Origin of the sequence: Arthrobacter sp. SIMBA_036, assembly GCF_046535135.1 — a bacterium.
Lineage (GTDB): Bacteria > Actinomycetota > Actinomycetes > Actinomycetales > Micrococcaceae > Arthrobacter.
This window is the reverse complement of the sequence record NZ_JAWRXG010000008.1, coordinates 35,909-56,797: the sequence shown is the minus strand read 5'-3', so window position 1 is coordinate 56,797 and position 20,889 is coordinate 35,909. Positions and strand designations below refer to the sequence as shown.

Here is a 20,889-nt window from a genome sequence, read left to right as displayed (position 1 = left end):
GGTGAGTAACCCCGTTTTCTTCGCAGAGCCCGGCAGTCTGGAAACCGTCACACCGGGCGCGAGGTTCGTCCTTGAGGGGCCCGAAGCCCGGCACGCCGTTACGGTCAAGAGAATCGGTATCGGGGAGTCGGTCGATATATCCGACGGCGCCGGGTTCCGGTTGACGGGAACGGTGGCCGACGCGGGAGCCGGGACACTGACCGTCACCGCGTCGGGTGTGGAATTCGAGGATCGGCCGGCCGTTCGGCTGGTGCTGGTTCAGGCGTTGGCCAAGGGCGACCGTGACGAGCTTGCCATCGAGACGGCAACGGAACTTGGGATCGACGCCGTCGTGCCCTGGCAAGCGGAACGCTCCATCGTGAGGTGGAAGGGTGATCGCGCGAGGAAGGCGCACGCGAAGTGGGAGTCCGTGGTCACGGCCGCAGCAAAGCAGGCACGCAGGGCGTGGATCCCCGAGGTGCGCCCCATCGTGGAATCTGCCGGGTTGGCCCCGCTGGTTGCAGCAGCCGATCTGGCGATCATCCTGCACGAAGACGCCAAGAATTCGTTGCGGGGAGTTCTTGAGGCCGCTGCAGGACTTGAAATAACAGCATCGGCGCCTGCACGCGAGGTTCTGCTGATCGTCGGCCCCGAGGGGGGAATTTCTCCTCGCGAGGTCACACGCCTCAGCGACGCCGGGGCAGTGACCGCGCTCTTGGGTCATCACGTGTTGAGGTCCTCAACGGCCGGTCCGGCCGCCGTCGTCCTGGCAAGCGACATTCTCGGCCGATGGTAGTTGGGTGACCAGCTCTATCCGACAGTGAAAAGCTTGGTGTCCGTGCTCGTTTCGATCGTCGCGCCGGAGCCGTCCACCTGAGACACGCGGACCTCGTACTTGCCTCTCTTCAGGGTGGCGCTGAAGGTGAACAGTCCATACTGTCCGGCGTCCCCGCTGGCTTTGGTTTGCCCGGTTAGCAGGCTCGTTTTGTCGGCCGTTCCGTTGTCTTGGAGCAGCTGCCAGGTGATCGGCTTGGAACTGTCCGTGCTTCGGCCATTGAACTTGACCAGGCCTGCAGGAAGGGTCGTGTCTTCCTGGGGATCAATAATCCACAGCGGCGCCACGACGGAGGCGTCCCTATCCATCGGGTCTCCGAGTTTCACCTGACCGAATGCCATATAGTCCTTATGCCCGTCCACAAGGATGACCACTTGGATCTGCTGGCCGGAGTTGATGAGCCCGGATGATGAAGCAGCCGCCGTCGCTGTATAAACCAGCTGCTGGACCGCGCGCTGGGCCATTCCGGGATCGAGGTTCGAGTTGAATGCGTCTTTGGACAGATCCACCGTGATGACGTTCTTGCCGGAGATGGACGTCGCCAGGTTCGCCGGGCTCTGCCATGGCGTGAACAGGTCATGGTCCAACGGCTTTTGGGACATCATGATGCGCAGCGCGCTGGTTACCGGGTTCCCGTCTCCCGGGAGGTCCCGAAATTCGCGGTAGAGGTAGACCTCGTCCTTGCTGCGCCCGATCCAATACACCGGGATCTTGGTTGACGCTTGGGTGGTCTCCAACGGCGCGTTGCTTGCCGGAGCATCTTGGACGGACACCGTGGGGGAGCTCGGCACGGACTGGCTGGTTCCGCTGTTGGCGATACAGCCGGTGAGCAGGAAGACAGCAAGCATCGCAGGCACGGCCATGGCGGTTTTCCGCTTCCGTGCGCTGGATACGTGGCTTGCTGGCAGTGTGATGGAGCGTCCTGTCTCAGTGTGGTCCGTGGCATTGGACTGATGCACGGCGGCGTTCTCCGCCGGACCAGTTCTGCCGGTGCTTTGTTACCCCCTATGCCAGCTTTGCATACAGCCGACGGCGGTCCCTTGCGAATACGGTGAAGGGCGCTAACTGAAACGTGATTGATACCAGCCCGATGCGGAGTTGAGACCAACGCCGACATCGAGTCAGGCTGGCGTAGGATTGAAGTGGTTCGAGGACGCTGGTGAAGCCACAGCAAGCGCCGCTGGAATCGATGAATTGCCTAGACAACCAGAGGAGAACAGGCTTAGCAGCCAGCACCATGAGTGAATCTTTGAATGGGAGGCCGAGGACCGGTAACGGTAACCCGGCTCCAACTGAGTTCCCGCACACCTTGCCGGGCACGCGCACGGAAATCGTCACGTTCGACAACTCCGACCAGATGGTTCACTCACTAGGCAGCCATGACGAGGCCTTGCGGTACATCGAGGAACAATTCCCGGACGTCAACTTCCACGCACGCGGTAACGAGTTGTCCATGACTGGTCCTTCGATCGTCATACCTCGGATCATGCGCCTGCTTGAGGAAGTTCGCGGGCTCGTTGCCAAGGGGACCCTGGTTACCCCGGACGTTTTGCAGCAGTTGGTTTCCCTGTTGCGGACCCAGTCCGTCCAGAATCCAGCGGACGTCCTGACGCACAACATCCTTTCCAGCCGGGGCAAGACCATCCGCCCCAAGACGCTGAACCAAAAGAACTACGTTGACGCGATTGATGACAACACGGTGATTTTCGGTATCGGCCCCGCCGGAACGGGCAAGACATATTTGGCAATGGCCAAGGCCGTGCAGGCTCTTCAGCTGAAGGAAGTCAGCCGCATCATCTTGACCAGGCCTGCGGTGGAAGCCGGAGAGCGCCTGGGGTTCCTGCCGGGAACGCTGAGTGACAAGATCGATCCTTACCTTCGGCCGCTGTACGATGCCCTCCACGACATGATGGATCCGGAATCGATCCCCCGGCTGATGGCCGCCGGCACCATAGAGGTCGCCCCGCTGGCGTACATGCGCGGCCGTACCCTCAATGATGCGTTCATCATCCTTGACGAGGCCCAGAACACAACCCCCGAGCAGATGAAGATGTTCCTCACCCGCCTGGGTTTCGGCTCAAAGATGGTGGTTACAGGGGACGTTACCCAGATCGACCTCCCGTTTGGAGCCACATCGGGGCTGCGGATTGTCCGCGAGATCCTTGACGGCATCGATGACGTGAACTTTTCAATCCTCGACGCCGCGGATGTCGTAAGGCACCGCCTGGTGGCGGACATCGTTTCTGCCTATAGCTCATGGGATGACGCCCATCGCACGGAAAATCTTGCTGGGGCCCAGCACAAACGGGGAGACCGCCGATGAGTATTGAAGTCAATAACGAGTCCGGCGTGGACGTCGACGAGGCCCAACTGGTGACACTGTCACGCTTCATCTTTGAGCGGCTCTACATCCACCCGCAGGCGGAGCTGTCCATCCTCCTGGTTGATGAAGCCGCCATGGAGAAGCTCCATGTGGAATTGATGGACGAGCCCGGGCCCACGGATGTCCTTTCCGTACCCATGGATGAGTTGTCGCCGGGCACTCCGGATCGGCCGACCCCGCAGGGAATGCTGGGGGATATTGCGATCTGTCCGCAAGTGGCCGAAGTCCAGGCTCGAAACGCGGGCCATCCCACCCAGGACGAAATGCTGTTGCTGACGACACACGGCATTCTGCACCTGCTTGGTTTCGACCACGCCGAACCGACGGAAAAAGAAGAGATGTTTGGCTTGCAGCGGGAACTGCTGTCTGAATTCCTGGGCAAGGATGCCCCCATGGAGACCATGCAGTGACGTGGGCCATCCTGGTTGGCATGGCGCTGGTTTTTCTCAGCTTCGTTGCTTTGCTGACCGCAGCCGAGGCTGCCTTTAACTTCCTACCCAGGCACGAGGCCGAGCAGTCGCTTCACCGCGGGAAGGGGAGGGGCCTTGCGCTGGGAAGTATCCTGAAAAATCCGATTGCCCACATGCGTGCCCTCCGTTTTTGGCGGGTTTGGTTTGAAATGGCTGCCGCCGTCGCTGTTGCCTTGGTGTTGCTTGGTTTGCTGGACAACATCTGGCTTGCGGGATTAGTGGCCACCGTCGTCATGGCGGTTATCGGCTTCATGCTGGTGGGCGTCTCGCCCCGGCAGCTGGGACGGGCGCATTCCGGACCGGTGGTCAGGTTCACGGCGCCCTTGATCAGGTTCCTCTGCTGGATACTTGGACCCATCCCTGGATGGCTGGTTGCCCTGGGACAAGCGGTAGCCCCCGGAGCCCCCGGTGGGGACGACGCGTTTGTCAGCGAAGAAGAATTCCGTGAATTCGTCGATCGTGCCGCGGAATCGGACATGATCGAGGACAACGAAGCCGAACTCATCCATTCGGTCTTCGACTTCGGCGACACTTTAGTCCGTTCGGTAATGGTTCCCCGCACCGACATCGTCAGCATCGGCACAGGCTCAAACCTCGATACGGCGATGGGCCTCTTCCTCCGGTCGGGCTATTCGCGGATCCCGGTGATCGGCGAGAACACGGACCAGATCCGTGGCATTCTCTACCTCAAGGATGTTGCGGCTGCCATGTATCGTGTGGAAGCCGCCGTCGAACCCCGGTACGTCGACTCGCTCGCGCGCGAGGTGCGTTACGTTCCGGAATCCAAGCCTGTCAGTGACCTCCTCAAGGAACTCCAACAGGAATCAACGCATGTGGCCATTGTCATTGACGAGTACGGCGGAACTGCCGGCTTGGTCACCCTCGAAGACCTCATCGAGGAAATCGTGGGTGAAATCGTGGATGAGTACGATTCCGCCGCTGAAGAGTGCGTCGACTTGGGAGATGGCACGTACAGGGTAAGCGCCCGCATGAGTATCGACGACCTCGGCGAGCTGTTCGACCTCGACCTCGACGACGACGAAGTGGACACCGTGGGCGGCCTGCTGGCCAAGGCACTCGGCCAAGTGCCCATCGTAGGCAGCTCGGTCGATGTGAATGGTGTGTCCCTCAGGGCAGATAGGCTGGAGGGTCGCCGGAACAGGGTGAGCCACGTTATTGCGGCAGCCATGCCAAAGGAAGACACTGACTTTGAAGGCCTTCTCGACGAGGCCGATGCAACACAACAGGGAGAACCACGTGAGCAAGCAATATAAGAAATTCGACGCCGATGAGGACTTCGGTGGCTTCCACGCTGGTTTTTCCGTGCTCGTTGGCCGTCCAAACGCGGGGAAATCGACCCTGACCAACGCTTTGGTGGGCCAAAAGGTGGCCATCACCTCAGCAAAGCCGCAGACAACCCGGCATACCATTCGAGGCATTGTTCATCGTGACGATGCTCAGCTGATCCTGGTGGACACCCCGGGCCTTCACAGGCCCAGGACGCTCCTTGGCAAAAGGCTCAATGATTTGGTTGCGGATACCCTCGCAGAGGTCGACGCGATCGGATTCTGTTTGCCGGCCAACGAAAAAATTGGTCCGGGCGACAAATACATTGCGGCCCAGTTGGCTGCCGTCGGCCGTAAGCCAATTGTTGCCCTCGTGACGAAGACCGACTTAGTGGATCGCCAGGCGTTGACGGAACAGTTGCTTGCTGTCGCCGCGCTGGGTCGGGAAGTCCTCGGTGAGCAGGGGTGGGCAGACATCGTCCCCGTCTCAGCTGCCGACGGCTTCCAGGTCAGCACCGTTGCCGACGTCCTGATCAGCCACATGCCGCCGTCGCCTCCTTTGTATCCCGATGGCGAGTTGACCGACGAGCCAGAGGCCGTCATGATCGCCGAACTTATTCGGGAAGCCGCCTTGGAAGGGGTGCGGGACGAGCTTCCCCACTCGTTGGCCGTGGTGGTGGATGAGATCGTTCCCCGCGAGGGTCGGACAGAAGATAACCCCCTCTTGGATGTACGGGTCAATCTTTACGTCGAGCGGCCTTCCCAGAAAGCAATCATCATCGGCAAGGGAGGAAGCCGGCTCCGCGAAGTTGGTACCAATGCCCGTAAAGGTATCGAAACCCTGCTTGGTACCCGCATTTACCTCGACCTCCATGTCAAGGTAGCCAAAGATTGGCAACGGGATCCCAAGCAATTGGTCAAGTTGGGTTTCTAGGCAGCGGTCTCGCCACATTGTTGGCCCGGCGTGGCTTTGCGTGGATGGAGAACTTCCCGTTTTCGGCAACTATGATTGCGGGACTCCACGTGTTTGAGGAAAGGTAAACCGAATAGTGCGACGTCGTGAGGCCCGCCGGCAGGGCACCGGCATCGCTGGAACCCCGGCGGGAGCGCCAGGAGAAGATGCCCCGGGCACTCCCCGGCATATGAACGCTCCTAAAGGCCTTCCGCTTTGGATAAAGGTTGTCAGCGGAATTGTGGCATTGGTCCTCCTGGGAGGTTTTGCCTTTGCCGCTTTTTGGTTGGTCCGGTTGCAGTCGAACATCACCAAGGCACCCCTCAGCGCGGCGGAGACCCGGGATGCCAGCGAAGCCGTAGCAAATGACAAGTCCGATCGCTTGCAGATCCTTATTCTCGGCTCGGACACCCGGGACGGGAAAAACTCCCAATACGGCAACAGCGCCGATTCCACCGGATACGGCCATTCGGATGTGATGATGCTGTTGGATATCTCGGCCGATAACAAACGCGTCAGTGTGATGAGTTTCCCGCGTGACCTGCTGGTTGATGTGCCGCAATGCACCGACCACACCAACAACCAAACCTTTCCCGCCCGCAGTGGCGTGATGATCAATGAGGCCATGGCTGAGGCAGGTATCGGTTGTGCCGTGGATACCATCGACAAATTGACCGGTTTGAAGGTAGACCACTTCATGATGGCCGACTTTAATGCGGTCAAGGAATTATCCAAGGCTGTAGGCGGCGTGGACGTATGCGTCAGCGATCCCGTTTTTGATCCGGATTCCGGTCTCCGGCTTCCCAAAGGCAACTCACTCGTCGAAGGCGAACAAGCACTTTCGTTCCTCCGCACACGCCACGCTTTTGGTGATGGTAGCGACCTGGGCCGGATTAAGGCACAGCAAGCGTTCCTCTCGTCGTTGACCAGGAAGCTTAAGGCCGACGGCACACTTGGCAACCCGCAAAAACTCCTGCAGATTGCCGACGTCGTCACCCAGAACCTTACTGTCGACGAGGGTCTCGCGTCCGTTCCTTCGCTGCTGACAATCGGGGGACGCCTCAAAGACATCGACGTGTCCAAAGTGGCGTTCGTTTCGGTGCCCACCCAGCCAGCGGCGGTGGACCCAAACCGCTTGGAACTTGTAGAGCCCCAAGCGTCGCAGCTGTTTGCCGCGCTGCGCGCTGACCTGGATCTGACCACCCCCGGCGCAACGTCGAGCCCGGCTGCCAGTGCATCATCGCAACCGCCAGTCGCCGCTCCTCCCGCTCCCGCGTACAACAAAGCCATCCAACCTGTGGCGGTTGCAAACGGCAGCGGCGTCGCAACCCGCGGCCAGGAACTGACGGCGGCCTTGGCTGCCAACGGTTTCACGGACTCCGTGGCCTACCTTGCTAATCCGGTGGACCAGACGGTGGTGTACTACGGTGCGGGGTTCGCGGACGTCGCCACCGACGTGGCAGCCCTGTTCAAGATACCGGCCGCGCAGGTGAAACAGGCTCCCGCGGTATCCGGGGTCCAGCTGTCCGTGGGCACGGACTTCCTGACTGGGACGGCCTATGGCACGGCATCCGTTCCTGCGAACGTTGTCAACCAAACGGCCAACGATGCCGTGTGCCAACAGGTCAACCCGCTGAACATCACGCAGTAGTGCTGAAGCCTGTGCCCACCAGGCCCGGCCTGGTGGGCACAGGCTGCCTACCAGATGCTGACCCTGTCAGCGGGCTCCATCCACATTCCGTCCTCGGGCGCCACGTTGAACGCTTCATGGAAGGCGTCGAGGTTTCGGGCGATGGCGTTGGTCCGGAACTCGTTGGGTGAGTGCGGATCCGTAGCCAGCCTGCGAATGGCTTCTTCGGTGCGGATGACCTGGCGCCAACCCGCTGCCCACGACATAAAGAACCGTTGAGGGCCGGTGAAGCCATCAAGAACCTCCGGCTGCTTTCCGTCCAGGCTGAGCATATAAGCCTTATATGCGATGGTCAGGCCTCCCAGGTCCCCGATGTTCTCGCCTAGCGTCAACTTTCCGTTCACTTTGTGATCCGGCGCCGCGTAGGGGGAGAGGGCGTCGTACTGAGACACAAGCTTGGCGGTACGGGTTTCGAACGCGGCGCGGTCCGAGTCCGTCCACCAGTTCCGCAGCGCTCCGCTCCCGTCGAATTGGGACCCTTGGTCATCGAATCCGTGGCCGATCTCGTGGCCGATGACCGCGCCGATACCGCCGTAATTCACGGCGTCATCGGCGTCGGCGTTGAAAAACGGCGGCTGCAAAATCGCTGCGGGAAAAACGATCTCGTTCAGCATGGGGTGGTAGTAGGCGTTCACCGTCTGTGGGGTCATCAGCCACTTGTTGAGATCCACCGGCTTGCCGATTTCGTCCAGGTGCCTGTCGACGTCGGCATTGTGGGCACGCTCGACGTTCCCCAGCAGGTCTGCCGGGTCGATACGCACGTCCGAATAGTCGATCCACTGGTCGGGGAACCCGATCTTCGGGCGGAATGCCTGCAATTTCTTGAGGGCCTCCGCCTTGGTTTCTTCACCCATCCAATCCAGGGACGAGATGCTGTCGCGATAGGCGGCGATCAGGTTGGCGACCAGGGTCTCCATCCGCGCCTTGTGACCCTCGGGAAAATGCCGCTGGACGTAAATCTGGCCCACGGCCTCGCCTAGCGCAGCTTCGACGACGGCGACGCCCCGCTTCCAGCGTTCCTTGTTCCGCGGCGTGCCGGTAAGCGTTGTGCCGTAAAAGTTGAAGTTGGTCTCCACGAAATCGCTGGACAAGTACGGAGCAGCGGAGCTGATAACCCGCAGCACAAGCCATTCCTTCCAGGTGGACAGCGGCTGGGACTCAAGCAACTCCGCGGCCCCGGCAAAGAAGTCCGGGGTGCTGACTACCAGCTCGGAACGCTTGTCGCTGTCGATGCGCGCGGCCTCGAACCACGTGTCCAGGAGCGGGAACAGGGCTGTCGCTTCCTCAGCGGATTTGAGATTGTATGTCTTTTGCGGGTCGCGCAAGGTGACGTTGTCCCAGTGATGTGAGGCCAGCGCCGTCTCCAGTGCGACGATGCGTTCCGACGCGCCTTCGGGGTCAGGGACGGCTGCCAACGTCAGCAGCCGCGAAATGTACTCGCCGTAGGCCGAGACAACGGGGGCAAACTTGTCATCCCGGTAGTAGGACTCGTCCGGAAGACCTAAGCCACCCTGGCCGATATAGAGAAGAATACGTTCAGGGTTGCCGGCGTCGGGGGCCGGGTAGATCGAGAACAATCCGGAGACGTCCGCCCGGAACAGTTTGCCCACCAGGGCGGCCAGTTCCGCAGACGATTCCACCGAACGTACCTCTTCGAGACGGCCCTTGATGGGTGTCATTCCCTTTTCTTCCGCCGCGGCCTCGTCCATGAAACTGGAGTAAAGCCCGCCAATTTGCTGTTCGACTCCGGTTGCTGCCGCACCCTTGGCCGCAGCTTCCTCGATGATCGACCTAACAGCCAATTCGGCGCCATCGCGCAATGCGGTGAAAGTTCCCTCAAGAGCTCGGTCGTCGGGAATTGAGGTGCTGTTCAACCAGGCACCATTGACGTGCTGGTAGAGGTCGTCCTGGGCGCGGACGCCAGGATCGATGTTGGAAAGAGTAATCCCCGACTGTGGCACTGTGGCTCCTCGTGTACCGTGCAGCGGCGTTGCCCCGCTGCCGCGTCTGCATGGTGGACGTTGCTAGAGGTGTTGCACTGTCATCATACGCACCGTGCTACTCTGGCCATGTGCGTGCGGGAATGCTTCTTCTTAGCTGCCGCGGCGAGGCCTGAAAGCTATCTGACGCTGGGCCATCCTCGCCGCGGAGTTTCGGTGTGCCCGGCTAAGCTTTCCAATAGTTCTTAGAGAAAAGGCCCACGCCATGCGTAATGCACAAAAGCCCTCCGGTATGCCCACCCATCGCTACCTGCCGTTCCAAGACCAGATCACTGTCGACGTTCCGGACCGTACTTGGCCTGACAAGGTCATCACCAAGGCTCCGCGCTGGTGCGCCGTTGATTTGCGGGACGGCAACCAGGCCCTGATAGACCCCATGAGTCCCGCCCGCAAGCTGAAGATGTTCCAGTTGCTGGTCAAAATGGGCTACAAGGAGATCGAGGTTGGCTTTCCCTCTGCATCGCAGACAGACTTCGACTTCGTCCGCCAGCTCATCGAAGGTGGCCACATCCCGGACGACGTCACCATCCAGGTATTGACGCAGGCACGTGAGCACCTCATTGAACGGACCTACGAGTCCTTGGTGGGGGCAAAACAGGCCATCGTGCACCTGTATAACTCCACATCGGTGTTGCAGCGCCGTGTCGTCTTCAACCAGGACGAAGACGGCATCCTGGACATCGCCTTGCAAGGCGCCCGGCTCTGCAAGAAGTACGAGGAAACCCTCGCGGACACCCACATCACGTACGAATATTCGCCGGAGTCCTTCACGGGAACAGAACTCGAATATGCGGCACGGGTGTGCAATGCCATCGCCGACATCTTTGAGGCCTCTGCCGACAAACAAGTCATCATCAACCTGCCCGCCACCGTGGAAATGGCGACCCCCAACGTTTATGCCGATTCCATCGAATGGATGCATCGGAACCTGCACCCGCGCGAAGGCATCATCATCTCCCTGCACCCCCACAATGACCGTGGCACGGGTGTCGCTGCTGCTGAGCTCGGCTACCTGGCCGGTGCTGACCGTATTGAAGGCTGCTTGTTTGGCAACGGCGAGCGTACGGGCAACGTGGACCTGGTGACGCTGGGGCTGAACATGTTCGTGCAAGGCGTCGACCCCATGATCGACTTCTCGGACATCGACGAAGTGCGGCGCACGGTGGAGTACTGCAACCAGTTGCCTGTTCCGGAACGGTCGCCCTATGGCGGCGACCTCGTCTTCACGGCATTTTCCGGATCCCACCAGGATGCGATCAAGAAGGGCTTTGAAGCCCTCGAAAAGGACGCCGCAGCAGCAGGCAAGGCCGTGGAAGACTTCACGTGGCAGGTCCCGTACCTGCCCATCGATCCCAAGGACCTGGGCCGCAGCTACGAAGCCGTGATCCGCGTCAACTCGCAATCGGGCAAGGGTGGCGTGGCGTACCTGCTGAAAAACGAGCACAACCTGGACCTGCCGCGCCGGGCCCAGATCGAGTTCTCAGGAGTGATCCAGCGCCGCACCGATGCTGTTGGAGGTGAGGTAAGTGGCAGTCAGCTGTGGCAGATGTTCCAGGACGAGTACCTGCCATCACCTGAAAAGGAAGCGCAATGGGGCCGTTATTCCTTGGGCAGCGTCAGCACCGAAACCGATGAGTCGGGCGCGATGACGATGACCGCGAACCTGCGCATCGATGGTGTGGAAGTCCGCCGAACCGGGCACGGCAATGGTCCGATCGCTGCATTGCTGGACATCCTGCACCACGACGGCGTGGATGTCCGCGTCCTCGACTACAGCGAGCACGCCCTCTCCGAGGGCGGGAGCGCCAGTGCAGCTGCATACGTGGAGTGCGCCGTTGGTGACCGCGTCCTTTGGGGCGTCGGGATCGATCCCAGCACTACCACGTCCTCACTGAAGGCCCTGATTTCGGCCGTCAACCGGGCCGTTAGGGACGCGCAGGCATAGGGTCATTCCCGGACCGCCGTGTGGTGACGGGAAATACCGTCTCCACACGGCGAAACTGCCGGTTCCTTTGTCCCTGTAGTGCGAAGATTAGTTGTGGCCAATCCGTCTTTTGCAGCCCGGTCCTACCGGGATGATGCCGTGGTGCTCCGTACCCACAAGCTGGGGGAAGCCGATCGCATTATCACTTTGCTGACCAAGCATCATGGCCAGGTTCGTGCGGTGGCGAAGGGTGTGCGGAGGACTACCAGCCGGTTCGGCGCACGTTTGGAACCATTCATGGTCGCTGACTTGCAGCTCGTCGCTGGACGCACGTTGGATATCGTGACGCAAGCGGTTGCGAAGGGGGCCTACGGGACCAGTATCGCGGCCGACTACGGGCGGTTCACCGTCGCTGCGGCAATGACGGAGACCGCGGAGAAGCTTACGGATGTTGACGCGGAGTCGGGAACTGCACAATACACCCTGCTGGTCGGGGCTTTGGCCGCATTGAGCCGCTCCGACCACCCACCGGAACTGATCCTGGACTCGTATCTCTTGCGGGCACTTTCAACCGGTGGGTGGGCGCCAAGCTTTACCGATTGTGCCCGGTGTGGACGCCCGGGGCCCCATACGGCTTTCGCTGCACCCCTGGGCGGCATGGTGTGCAACGACTGCAGGCCACCGGGTTCCCCTGCACCCGCTCCCGAGACGGTAGGTTTGCTCGGTGCCTTGCTGACTGGCAACTGGTCTGTGGCCGATGTTTCTGATGCACGGCACAGACGCGAAGCGGCCGGGCTGGTGGCAAGCTATTTGCAATGGCATTTGGAACGGGCCGTCAAATCACTCAAACATGTGGAGCGTAGCTGACTGTGGCACTTGGAAAGAAGACTAAGGCACGCGCGCCCAGGACGAACCCGGTCATTGCGCCCTACAAGCATCCCTCCGGTGCTGAGCCGCCGCGTATTCCCAGCGAGCTGATCCCGCAGCATGTAGCTATCGTCATGGACGGCAATGGCCGTTGGGCAAATCAGCGTGGCCTGCCGCGCATCGAGGGCCACAAAGCAGGGGAGCCTGCGTTGCTGGACGTGATGGCCGGAGCCATAGAACTCGGCATCAAGTACGTGAGCGTCTACGCCTTTTCCACGGAGAACTGGCGGCGGTCGCCCGAGGAGGTGCGCTTCCTGATGGGATTTAACAAGGACGTGCTACGGCGCCAGCGCAACCAGCTCGACGAATGGGGCGTCCGCATCCGCTGGGCCGGCCGGCGGCCCAAGCTATGGGGCTCGGTCATCAAGGAGTTGGAAGACGCTGAAGACTACACACGCGCCAACGAGACCTGCACGCTAACCATGTGTGTTAATTACGGCGGCCGCGCTGAAATAGCCGACGCCGTTGCAGCGATAGCGCGCGACGTCGCCGAAGGGCGGCTCAAGCCGGGTTCGGTGTCCGAGAAGACAATCCAGAAGTACTTGGACGAGCCGGACTTGCCGGACGTGGACCTGTTTTTGCGTAGTTCGGGCGAGCAAAGGCTCTCCAACTTCCTCCTGTGGCAATCCGCTTACGCCGAGTTTGTCTTCATGGATACCCTGTGGCCGGATGTTGACAGGCGCACGCTGTGGGACGCCGTCGAAATCTATGCCAAACGTGACCGCCGATATGGGGGAGCGGTGGACGCCGCAACCGCAGTTGGTTAGCAGGCTTGTGTTACTACTGAAGGAAGCTCTTCACCCAGCGCGCCACGCGCGCGTATGCGTCCCCGCGAACGTTCGGCGCTGACAGGAAAACGTCATGTAGGGCGCCGTCGATCCGCTCGATGGTGACCGTTTTGCCTAGCGACATGGCACGCAGGCCGATAAGCCTTACGTCCAAGACCGCATCCGAGCGTCGCATGGACTCGTTCCACACCATGCCTGTGGAACTGCCTGCGGAGATCAGCACCAACACCGGGATTTCCAAACCCAGGCCCCGGGCTACTTCGGCGTGACCGGCAAAGACGGCTCGGAGCCACCCCACCCTCACCGGGAACGCAAAAGGTGGCCGAAGCTTCTGGTCCAAGGCCCATTCTCCGTCGGCCGAATCACTGATGCTGCGAAAGTAGAATCCCCGTTGTGGCAAGCGAAGGACCGCTTCGGGCCTGATGCTTGCAGCGGGCGCCAAGAGGGCATGCGCCACCCGTCGAACCAAGGCACCCCCATGCATCTCCAACCAGGGACTGTCGAGGATCAACCCGTGAAGGCGCCCAGGGTGGCGGCTTGCCCACAGGGCGGCTATCAGCCCTCCGGTTGAATGACCCATCAAGATCACGCCCGCCGGTGCCGCAGCGTCTCGGTCTTCCTGCACCGTTTCGATGGCCCAGCCGATCTCGGCGTCGTAATCAGCCAGGTCCGCGACATATCCCGCCGTGATTCCCGGCTCTATGTTGCGCCCATGGTTGTGCAGGTCCAAGGCGTAGAAATCGTAGCCCTGCGCGTCCCAAAACCCTGCCAGCTCCGTGTTGAAGAAGTAGTCACTCCAGCCATGGAGGAACAACACGGCAGTGGAATGCCTGGGGCTGCGACCGCCGGACCTGTACCTGACCAGCGTGGCGCGGCGGATTCCACCGTCAGGTGCCGGCGACTCATACCGGTAGGCCTCGAAGCCAGGTCCCAAGATGTCTTCAGTCCAGCCCATGGTCCCAGCCTAGGTGCTGGCTGCGGCATCCCGGCCTGCCGCCCTCGCGGAGAACAGGCATCCACCCAGGAACGTCCCTTCCAGTGCCCGGTACCCGTGAATGCCACCCCCTCCAAAGCCTGCAGCTTCTCCTGCCGCGTACAGCCCCGGGATGGGATCCCCGGCAGCATCCATTACCCGCGATCTCAGGTCCGTCTGGAGGCCCCCGAGGCTCTTTCTGGTCAGTACTGATAACCGGATGGCTAGCAGTGGTCCGTGGGCAGGGTCCAGGAGCTCGTGCGGGGGAGCAACCCGCATCAGTCGGTCTGTGGCGAAGCGGCGGGCTGCCCGGATGGCGGTAAGCTGTGGATCCTTGCCCAGACCGGAGGAGACCTGCCGATCGCGGGCACGGATCAGTGACTCCACAGAATGCGCGTCCAGCAGATTATTTCCAACCAACGCGTTCATCTTGGAGACCAGCTCGGGCACGGATCCCGCCTGGAGGAAGTCCACGCCGCGATCCAGGAAACGCTGGATGGGCGTATCACTGCCGGGCCTGAGACGTGAGAAGAGCATCTGCACACTCTGCCCCGTAAGGTCCGGGTTCTGTTCAGACCCGGACAGGCCAAGTTCCCTAAGCGCGATGGTCCGGTCGAGAACGAACCACGAGTAGGGATGACCCGATGCAATGATGTGTCGAAGTGCGCCAAGGGAGTCGAAGCCCGGGAAAAGCGGTGCGGGAAGTTGATGCCCTTCAGCATCCAGCCATAACGACGACGGGCCGGGCAGGATGCGGATGCCGTGGAGTGGCCAAACAGGGGCGTAGTTGTGGATGCCCTCAGGGTAGTGCCACATGCGGTCGCCGTTGATAAGGGCCCCGCCCTCTGCTTCCACGCCCGGGAGGAATTCGCCATCAACGGAGGAAGGCACACCGCAGAGCATCTCCGCAGGGGCGGCGGCCCCCGGCCACTGCCGGCGCACAGTCGCGTGATTGCCTCCGATCCCACCCGTGGACACAACGACGGCGCCCGCTGTGGCACGGAAGTGCCCGGTGACAGCCCTCGACGAGGCCTCGCCGCGTGCCGCCGTCGACAGTTCCAAAACATCGCCGGCAACGCCCACCACGCGGCCATTGGTTTTCGTCAGCGCACGGGCCCGATGGCGGAAGTGCAGGGTGACCCTTCCGGCGTCGACCCCTTCCTGCACCTTCGCCACAAACGGCTTGACCAATGCAGGACCAGTACCCCAAGTGACATGAAAGCGCGGAACCGTGTTGCCGTGGCCGGTTGGCCCGTAACCGCCACGCTCGGCCCATTGGACCAGGGGAAAGAATCCGACGCCGAGGCTCCTGAGCCATGACCGCTTTTCTCCTGCCGCGAAGTGGACGTATGCTTCGGCCCACTTCCGCGCGAGCGAGTCCTCCGGCCGGTCGAAAGCCGCGGAAGACAGCCAGTCGGAAAGGGCGAGCTCCGCGCTGTCCTTCACGCCTAATCGTCGCTGCTCGGGTGTGTCGACCATGAACAGGCCTCCGAATGACCAATGGGCTTGGCCACCCAAAGAAGCTGCTGGCTCTTGGTCGAGGATGGCAACGCGCTTGCCAGCGGCGTACGCGTGGGCTGCAGCAACCAGTCCGGATAATCCGGCACCAATCACCACTACGTCCGCATCGATCCTGCTCCCTGCATGATCTGCGTCACCATTGAGTCCGGGCATGGCTACATGCTAGCGGCATCCCCGTACATGGGTTTGGTGTGGGGTCCGTAAGCGGGAAAACTAGGAGCATGCGTGTATACCCCACCTTCTTCAAGTTGGCCTTCTCATGGATGGATGCCGAAAAAGCCCACAGGATCGGTTTCCAAGCCATCCGCGCGGCCCACCGGTCCGGTGCAGGCCGCATCCTGGCGAGGATCACCCAGCCCGAGTCCTGCCTTCGGACCGAGGCGTTCGGACTTACCTTCCCCTCCCCGTTTGGGCTGGCGGCAGGTTTCGACAAGGAAGGGCATGGCATCGAGGCGCTCGTCGAGTTGGGTTTCGGCCATGTTGAAGTGGGGACCATCACCGGCCAACCGCAACCGGGCAACGACAAGCCACGCCTCTTTCGACTGGTTGAAGATCGGGCGGTCATCAACCGCATGGGATTTAACAACGACGGCGCTGCCGCCGTTGCGCCGCGGCTCAAGTCTGCCCGGGCTGCTTTGCAGCGGACGCACCCTGACGTGCGCCCGGTGATCGGCGTCAACATCGGCAAAACCAAAGTTGTCGAGCTTGAGGACGCAACCGAGGACTACCTGGCCAGTGCCCGGAGCCTGGCTCCCGCGGCCGACTACCTGGTGGTCAATGTCAGCTCGCCCAACACGCCGGGCCTCAGGCTCCTGCAGAACGTCGAAACCTTGCGCCCGTTACTGCGCGCCGTCGGCGACTGCGCCGATGAAGCGGCCGGACGCCATGTTCCGCTGCTGGTCAAAATCGCGCCGGACCTGGACGACGCCGACGTCGACGACGTCGCAAGGCTCGCTTTGGACCTCAAATTGGATGGCATCATTGCCACCAACACCACGATTTCCCGCAAAGGCCTGACCTCAGATGCGCACAAGGTGCAGGCACTGGGGGCCGGCGGCCTCTCAGGTGCGCCGCTGAAGGGCCGTTCTTTGGAGGTCTTGCGAAGGCTGAAGAGTGCGGTGGGGGACAATCTCGTCCTCATTGCAGTGGGTGGAGTCGAGTCCGTCCAGGATGTCCAGGACAGATTGGATGCAGGTGCAACCCTGGTACAGGGCTACACCGCGTTTCTCTACGAAGGGCCGTTCTGGGCTGCCCGCATCAACAAAGGGCTGGCGAAGATCCGCAAACGCGGCGCCTGATATGGCATACGAAAAGACCCTGGACCGGCGGTCCAGGGTCTTTTGCTGCGTGTGGGGTCTACGGCTAGGGAGGCTCCCTTAGCCGGGGTGCTGGTCCCTTAGCCCGGGTACTGGCCGCGCTTGACCAGTGGCTTGGGAAGGCGGAGCTTCCTGAACTGAAGGGAACGCATGCAGCCGTACCAAATGGTGCCGCGTTCCACCTGGCCAAACTTGGCCGTGAGCCGCTTGCGCAGTTGCCGCGACAGGATGAAGGCATCGACAAAAACGGCGAGGAACATGACCCAGAAGGCGACAAGGACGTAACTGATCCCCACACCGTTGGAGGGGATGACCAGCGTGATTACCACGAACAGCAGCGCGCCGAACATCAAGTATTCGCCCAAGCTAAAGCGTGCATCGACAAAGTCCCGGGTGAAACGTTTCTGGGGTCCCTTGTCCCTGAGGGGCAGGAACTTCTCGTCACCGGTGTCCAGCGCCCGACGCATTTTTTGACGTTGGTCCTGAATGGCGACACGCTCGGCTTCTTTCGAAGCTTTCCGGTCAGTCTGGACCAGCGGACGTTTGCGGGCCGCTTCCTGAACCTTCCGTTTGGGCGTGGGGGAGCCCTTTCCAGGGCCCGTCTCCGAGGCGGCATACGCCTGGTCTACTACTGATTGAGCGCTGGGCTCTTCCTTTTTGCGTCCGAACACCCATACAGAATACCCCGCAGGAAGGTGGCGCAGGTTACGCGTAGCCGGTCAGGTGGCGCTCATCCAACAGCCCGGCCCAGCCAAGCACGGGGGACGCGCGGCGGTAAAGTGTGGGCCATGACTTCAGCACGCGGAGAGATCCCGCAGAACAAGCACAGCAATTCCGGTGACACGCCAGTAGAAGCGCTTGCCGCCGCCGTCGAGGCGTCCTTCGAAACCACCCTGGCTTCACTCAAAGACTTGGTCGGTATACCGGGTATCGCCTGGGCCAGCTTCGATCCCCGGGAACTCGACAGGAGCGCCGAAGCAGTGGCCGCACTGGCCACGGCCGCCGGCATGGAAGAGGTCCGTATCCTCCGTTGCGACAAAGCGGACGGCACGCCCGGCGGTCCCGCCGTCGTTGCACGACGCCCGGCCGCCGTCGGCAAGCCGACCATCCTGCTCTATGCCCACCATGACGTGCAGCCGCCTGGTGATCCTGCCCTATGGATGTCTGAGCCGTTCGTGGCCGAAGAGCGAGAAGGGCGGCTGTACGGTCGTGGCGCCGCCGACGACAAAGCCGGCATTATGGCCCACCTGGCTGCGTACGCAGCAGTGACAGAAGTTCTCGCCGACGACTTCGGCCTGGGGGTGACGTTCTTTTTCGAAGGCGAAGAGGAAGCAGGATCACCGACGTTCAGGACGTTCCTCGAAGAGCATCAGGAACTGCTCCGGGCCGATGTCATAGTTGTCGCCGACTCCAGCAACTGGAAGGTCGGCGTGCCCGCGCTGACCACGAGTCTGCGTGGGCTGGTGGATGGAACGTTCGAAGTGCGGGTCCTGGACCACGCCGTCCACTCCGGAATGTTCGGAGGCCCTGTGCTGGATGCGCCAACCCTCCTGTCCCGCCTGATTGCCACCCTCCACGATGATGAGGGAAATGTGGCGGTGCCCGGCCTGGTGTCCCGGGACGATGTGGCGGTCGATGTGGATGAAGCCGATTATCGTGCGGATGCCTCAGTGCTCGACGGCGTGAGGCTCGCCGGGAGCGGGACGATCGCTTCCCGCATGTGGACGAAGCCCGCGCTTTCCATTATCGGTATGGACGTCCCGGCAGTGGATGTAGCCTCGAACACCTTGATTCCTGCTGCACGGGCCAAGTTCAGCATGCGTCTGGCCCCCGGCCAGGATCCCGATGCCGCCATGGACGCCCTGAGGGAGCACCTCCTGGCCAACGCTCCCTTCGGCGCGAAAGTGACATTCGCCCCGGGGGAGCGGGGTACTGCCTTCTCCACCGATACCACTTCACCAGCCGCGCGCGTGGCTCTTTGGGCGTTGGAGGAGTCTTGGGGAGTCAAGGCTGTGGAGATGGGCATCGGTGGTTCCATTCCCTTTATTGCAGACCTCGTGGACATCTATCCGGAAGCGCAAATCCTGGTGACCGGCGTCGAGGATCCCGATTCCCGGGCCCATAGCGCCAATGAGTCGCTGCACATCGGAGATTTCCGCCACGCGGTCCTCGCGGAGGCGCTGATGCTTGCACGGCTCAACGCATCCGGGCTCGGCGAATAGACTCCAGCCAGGTGGGAACAAGTAGTGGCAGCACACGGTTACGCCAAGAGTTATAGCTAGGCGTCCGCGCGACGTAGCATATAGGTATAACCCGTACGTAATTTGGGTAAGGGCAGGCAGTGCTCCGACACTGTTGCCAAAAGCTTCATAAGAAGGTAGGCCAATGAGCACTGCAACCAACGAAAACAGCACCGGAGCGCAGGTCATTACCGGCGATGAGCTCCCCACGCACGAGGTCGCCCTGACCGACGTCGCGGCAGGCAAGGTCCGCAGCCTCCTGGAGCAAGAGGGCCGGACGGACCTGCGCCTGCGGGTCGCAGTGCAACCCGGCGGTTGCTCCGGCCTGATCTACCAGCTCTACTTCGATGAGCGCCTGCTCGACGGCGATGCCGTGCGTGACTACGACGGCGTCGAGGTAGTAGTGGACAAGATGAGCGTGCCCTATCTCAGTGGCGCCAGCATCGACTTCGAGGACACGATCTCAAAACAGGGTTTCACCATCGACAACCCCAATGCGGGTGGCTCGTGCGCCTGCGGCGATTCGTTCCACTGACGTAGGTCATTGCCCCATGTCGGCGCCGTTTCCTGACCGTTATATCGCCTCGGGAGCCACGGCGCCGACATGTGCGCAAAAACCGCTTCGTAGCGGTAAGCTCTACATCGGGTAGTAAAACTTTTAGTGTGCCCGGTTGGCCTCCGGCCTGCCGGGAGATAGCAACAAGAGGAAGGGCCGTCTGTGAGTTCGCAGAACCGAACCGGCAGCCGACGCGTAAAGATCACCTCGATCACTGGCTTGGCAGTTGCCGGCGCGTTGGTTTTGACCGGATGTTCACCAGAGGTAGAGAAGGGTTGGCTGCCGACAGAGCGCGGCACTACCGACCACACCGACCGGATCATGGACCTCTGGGTCAACTCATGGATCGCCGCCTTGGCAGTGGGCATCATCACTTGGGGTCTCCTGGTTTGGTGCATCATTGCCTACCGTCGCCGCAAGGGCACCACGGGTTTCCCCAAGCAGTTGAGCTACAACCTGCCGCTCGAGGTCTTCTACTTGACCATCCCGCTCTTCATGGTGTTGGTGTTCTTCTACTTCACCGACCAGGATCAGCGCGCCATCGATGACCGATCGCAGCCGGCCGACGTCGTCGTTGACGTCCGCGGCAAGCAGTGGGCTTGGGACTTCAACTACAAAAAGGGCCAGGTCATCACTGAAGACCTGCACGAGGCCGGTGTCCAGGCACACCTGACGGGTAACGACGTCAACAAGGACCTCCTCCCCACGTTGTACTTACCGGTCAACAAGTCCGTGGACCTGGAACTCAACTCTCGCGACGTCATCCACTCTTTCTGGGTTCCCGCCTTCCTCCAGAAGCGCGACATGATTCCAGGTAAGACGAACTACATCAGGTTCACTCCCACCAAGGAGGGCACTTACGATGGCAAGTGCGCTGAACTTTGTGGCGAGTACCACTCCGAAATGCTCTTCCGTGTCAAGGTTGTCTCCCAGTCTGAGTTCCAGGCTCACATGGACGATCTCCGCAAGGCAGGCAACACGGGTCTCCTCGGTGCGGACTACGACCGCAACCCGGACCTGACCACCACGCAGACCAAGTAAGGGGAGCG

The 20,889-nt window shown here is 61.4% G+C and carries 18 protein-coding genes; 13 read left to right on the top strand and 5 right to left on the bottom strand.

Annotated features, from left to right (window positions below; all coding sequences use genetic code 11):
• Position 1: 1 nt before the first annotated feature.
• Positions 2–775 carry a 16S rRNA (uracil(1498)-N(3))-methyltransferase gene (locus SB659_RS12140; protein ID WP_410550582.1) on the top strand — a complete coding sequence of 258 codons (774 nt, stop codon included), beginning with the start codon at positions 2–4 and terminating at the stop codon, positions 773–775.
• Positions 776–789: 14 nt separating this feature from the next.
• On the opposite strand, the gene SB659_RS12135 is transcribed toward SB659_RS12140, so the two are convergent.
• Positions 790–1,662: a GerMN domain-containing protein gene (locus tag SB659_RS12135; RefSeq protein ID WP_284978044.1), complete on the bottom strand. Its 873-nt coding sequence runs from the start codon at positions 1,660–1,662 to the stop codon at positions 790–792.
• Between the two features lie 389 nt (positions 1,663–2,051).
• Between SB659_RS12135 and SB659_RS12130 the strand changes: the two genes are divergently transcribed.
• The 5 genes from SB659_RS12130 to SB659_RS12110 all read left to right on the top strand — a co-directional run bounded on the left by SB659_RS12130 (position 2,052) and on the right by SB659_RS12110 (position 7,556).
• Entirely contained in the window at positions 2,052–3,137 is a 1,086-nt protein-coding gene (locus SB659_RS12130) for a PhoH family protein (RefSeq protein ID WP_284977919.1), read from the top strand.
• On the top strand, positions 3,134–3,607 hold the full coding sequence (ybeY, locus tag SB659_RS12125) for an rRNA maturation RNase YbeY (protein ID WP_284977917.1): 474 nt from the start codon (positions 3,134–3,136) through the stop codon (positions 3,605–3,607). The genes SB659_RS12130 and ybeY overlap by 4 nt, the downstream gene beginning before the upstream one ends.
• The gene (locus SB659_RS12120) at positions 3,604–4,941 is read left to right on the top strand and encodes a hemolysin family protein (protein ID WP_284977915.1); all 1,338 of its coding nucleotides are present in this window, start codon (positions 3,604–3,606) and stop codon (positions 4,939–4,941) included. Before ybeY ends, SB659_RS12120 begins: the two co-directional genes overlap by 4 nt.
• On the top strand, positions 4,901–5,887 hold the full coding sequence (gene era / locus SB659_RS12115) for a GTPase Era (protein WP_410550581.1): 987 nt from the start codon (positions 4,901–4,903) through the stop codon (positions 5,885–5,887). The genes SB659_RS12120 and era overlap by 41 nt, the downstream gene beginning before the upstream one ends.
• Positions 5,888–6,002: 115 nt before the next feature.
• On the top strand, positions 6,003–7,556 hold the full coding sequence (locus tag SB659_RS12110; RefSeq protein ID WP_284977911.1) for an LCP family protein: 1,554 nt from the start codon (positions 6,003–6,005) through the stop codon (positions 7,554–7,556).
• 47 nt (positions 7,557–7,603) lie between these two features.
• Here the strand turns inward: SB659_RS12110 and SB659_RS12105 are convergent, their stop codons facing one another.
• Positions 7,604–9,556 (bottom strand): M13 family metallopeptidase, encoded by a 1,953-nt coding sequence (locus SB659_RS12105; protein ID WP_410550580.1) that lies wholly within the window; start codon positions 9,554–9,556, stop codon positions 7,604–7,606.
• A gap of 244 nt (positions 9,557–9,800) precedes the next feature.
• On the opposite strand from SB659_RS12105, the gene leuA reads away from it, so the two are divergent.
• From leuA to SB659_RS12090, 3 genes are all read left to right on the top strand, one after another.
• Positions 9,801–11,540, top strand: coding sequence for a 2-isopropylmalate synthase (gene leuA / locus SB659_RS12100; protein ID WP_284977907.1), 1,740 nt, complete (start codon positions 9,801–9,803; stop codon positions 11,538–11,540).
• Between the two features lie 93 nt (positions 11,541–11,633).
• Positions 11,634–12,386, top strand: coding sequence for a DNA repair protein RecO (recO, locus tag SB659_RS12095; RefSeq protein ID WP_284977905.1), 753 nt, complete (start codon positions 11,634–11,636; stop codon positions 12,384–12,386).
• Between the two features lie 2 nt (positions 12,387–12,388).
• On the top strand, positions 12,389–13,213 hold the full coding sequence (locus tag SB659_RS12090; protein ID WP_284977904.1) for an isoprenyl transferase: 825 nt from the start codon (positions 12,389–12,391) through the stop codon (positions 13,211–13,213).
• A gap of 13 nt (positions 13,214–13,226) precedes the next feature.
• Here SB659_RS12090 and SB659_RS12085 read toward each other — a convergent pair whose 3' ends face one another.
• Both SB659_RS12085 and SB659_RS12080 read right to left on the bottom strand, forming a co-directional pair.
• Positions 13,227–14,189, bottom strand: a complete 963-nt coding sequence (locus SB659_RS12085; RefSeq protein ID WP_410550579.1) for an alpha/beta hydrolase — start codon at positions 14,187–14,189, stop codon at positions 13,227–13,229.
• Positions 14,190–14,198: 9 nt separating this feature from the next.
• Positions 14,199–15,881: an FAD-binding dehydrogenase gene (locus SB659_RS12080; protein ID WP_410550578.1), complete on the bottom strand. Its 1,683-nt coding sequence runs from the start codon at positions 15,879–15,881 to the stop codon at positions 14,199–14,201.
• A gap of 68 nt (positions 15,882–15,949) precedes the next feature.
• Here SB659_RS12080 and SB659_RS12075 point away from each other — a divergent pair, with 68 nt between their 5' ends.
• Positions 15,950–17,026 (top strand): quinone-dependent dihydroorotate dehydrogenase, encoded by a 1,077-nt coding sequence (locus SB659_RS12075; RefSeq protein ID WP_410550577.1) that lies wholly within the window; start codon positions 15,950–15,952, stop codon positions 17,024–17,026.
• A gap of 98 nt (positions 17,027–17,124) precedes the next feature.
• Here SB659_RS12075 and SB659_RS12070 read toward each other — a convergent pair whose 3' ends face one another.
• On the bottom strand, positions 17,125–17,715 hold the full coding sequence (locus tag SB659_RS12070; protein WP_284977897.1) for a DUF3043 domain-containing protein: 591 nt from the start codon (positions 17,713–17,715) through the stop codon (positions 17,125–17,127).
• Positions 17,716–17,832: 117 nt separating this feature from the next.
• Here SB659_RS12070 and SB659_RS12065 point away from each other — a divergent pair, with 117 nt between their 5' ends.
• The 3 genes from SB659_RS12065 (at position 17,833) to coxB (ending at position 20,881) form a co-directional block, all read left to right on the top strand.
• Positions 17,833–19,266 (top strand): dipeptidase, encoded by a 1,434-nt coding sequence (locus SB659_RS12065; protein WP_284977895.1) that lies wholly within the window; start codon positions 17,833–17,835, stop codon positions 19,264–19,266.
• 163 nt (positions 19,267–19,429) lie between these two features.
• Positions 19,430–19,819 (top strand): HesB/IscA family protein, encoded by a 390-nt coding sequence (locus SB659_RS12060; RefSeq protein WP_284977894.1) that lies wholly within the window; start codon positions 19,430–19,432, stop codon positions 19,817–19,819.
• 183 nt (positions 19,820–20,002) lie between these two features.
• Positions 20,003–20,881, top strand: coding sequence for a cytochrome c oxidase subunit II (gene coxB, locus SB659_RS12055; protein WP_284977892.1), 879 nt, complete (start codon positions 20,003–20,005; stop codon positions 20,879–20,881).
• Positions 20,882–20,889 lie beyond the last annotated feature (8 nt).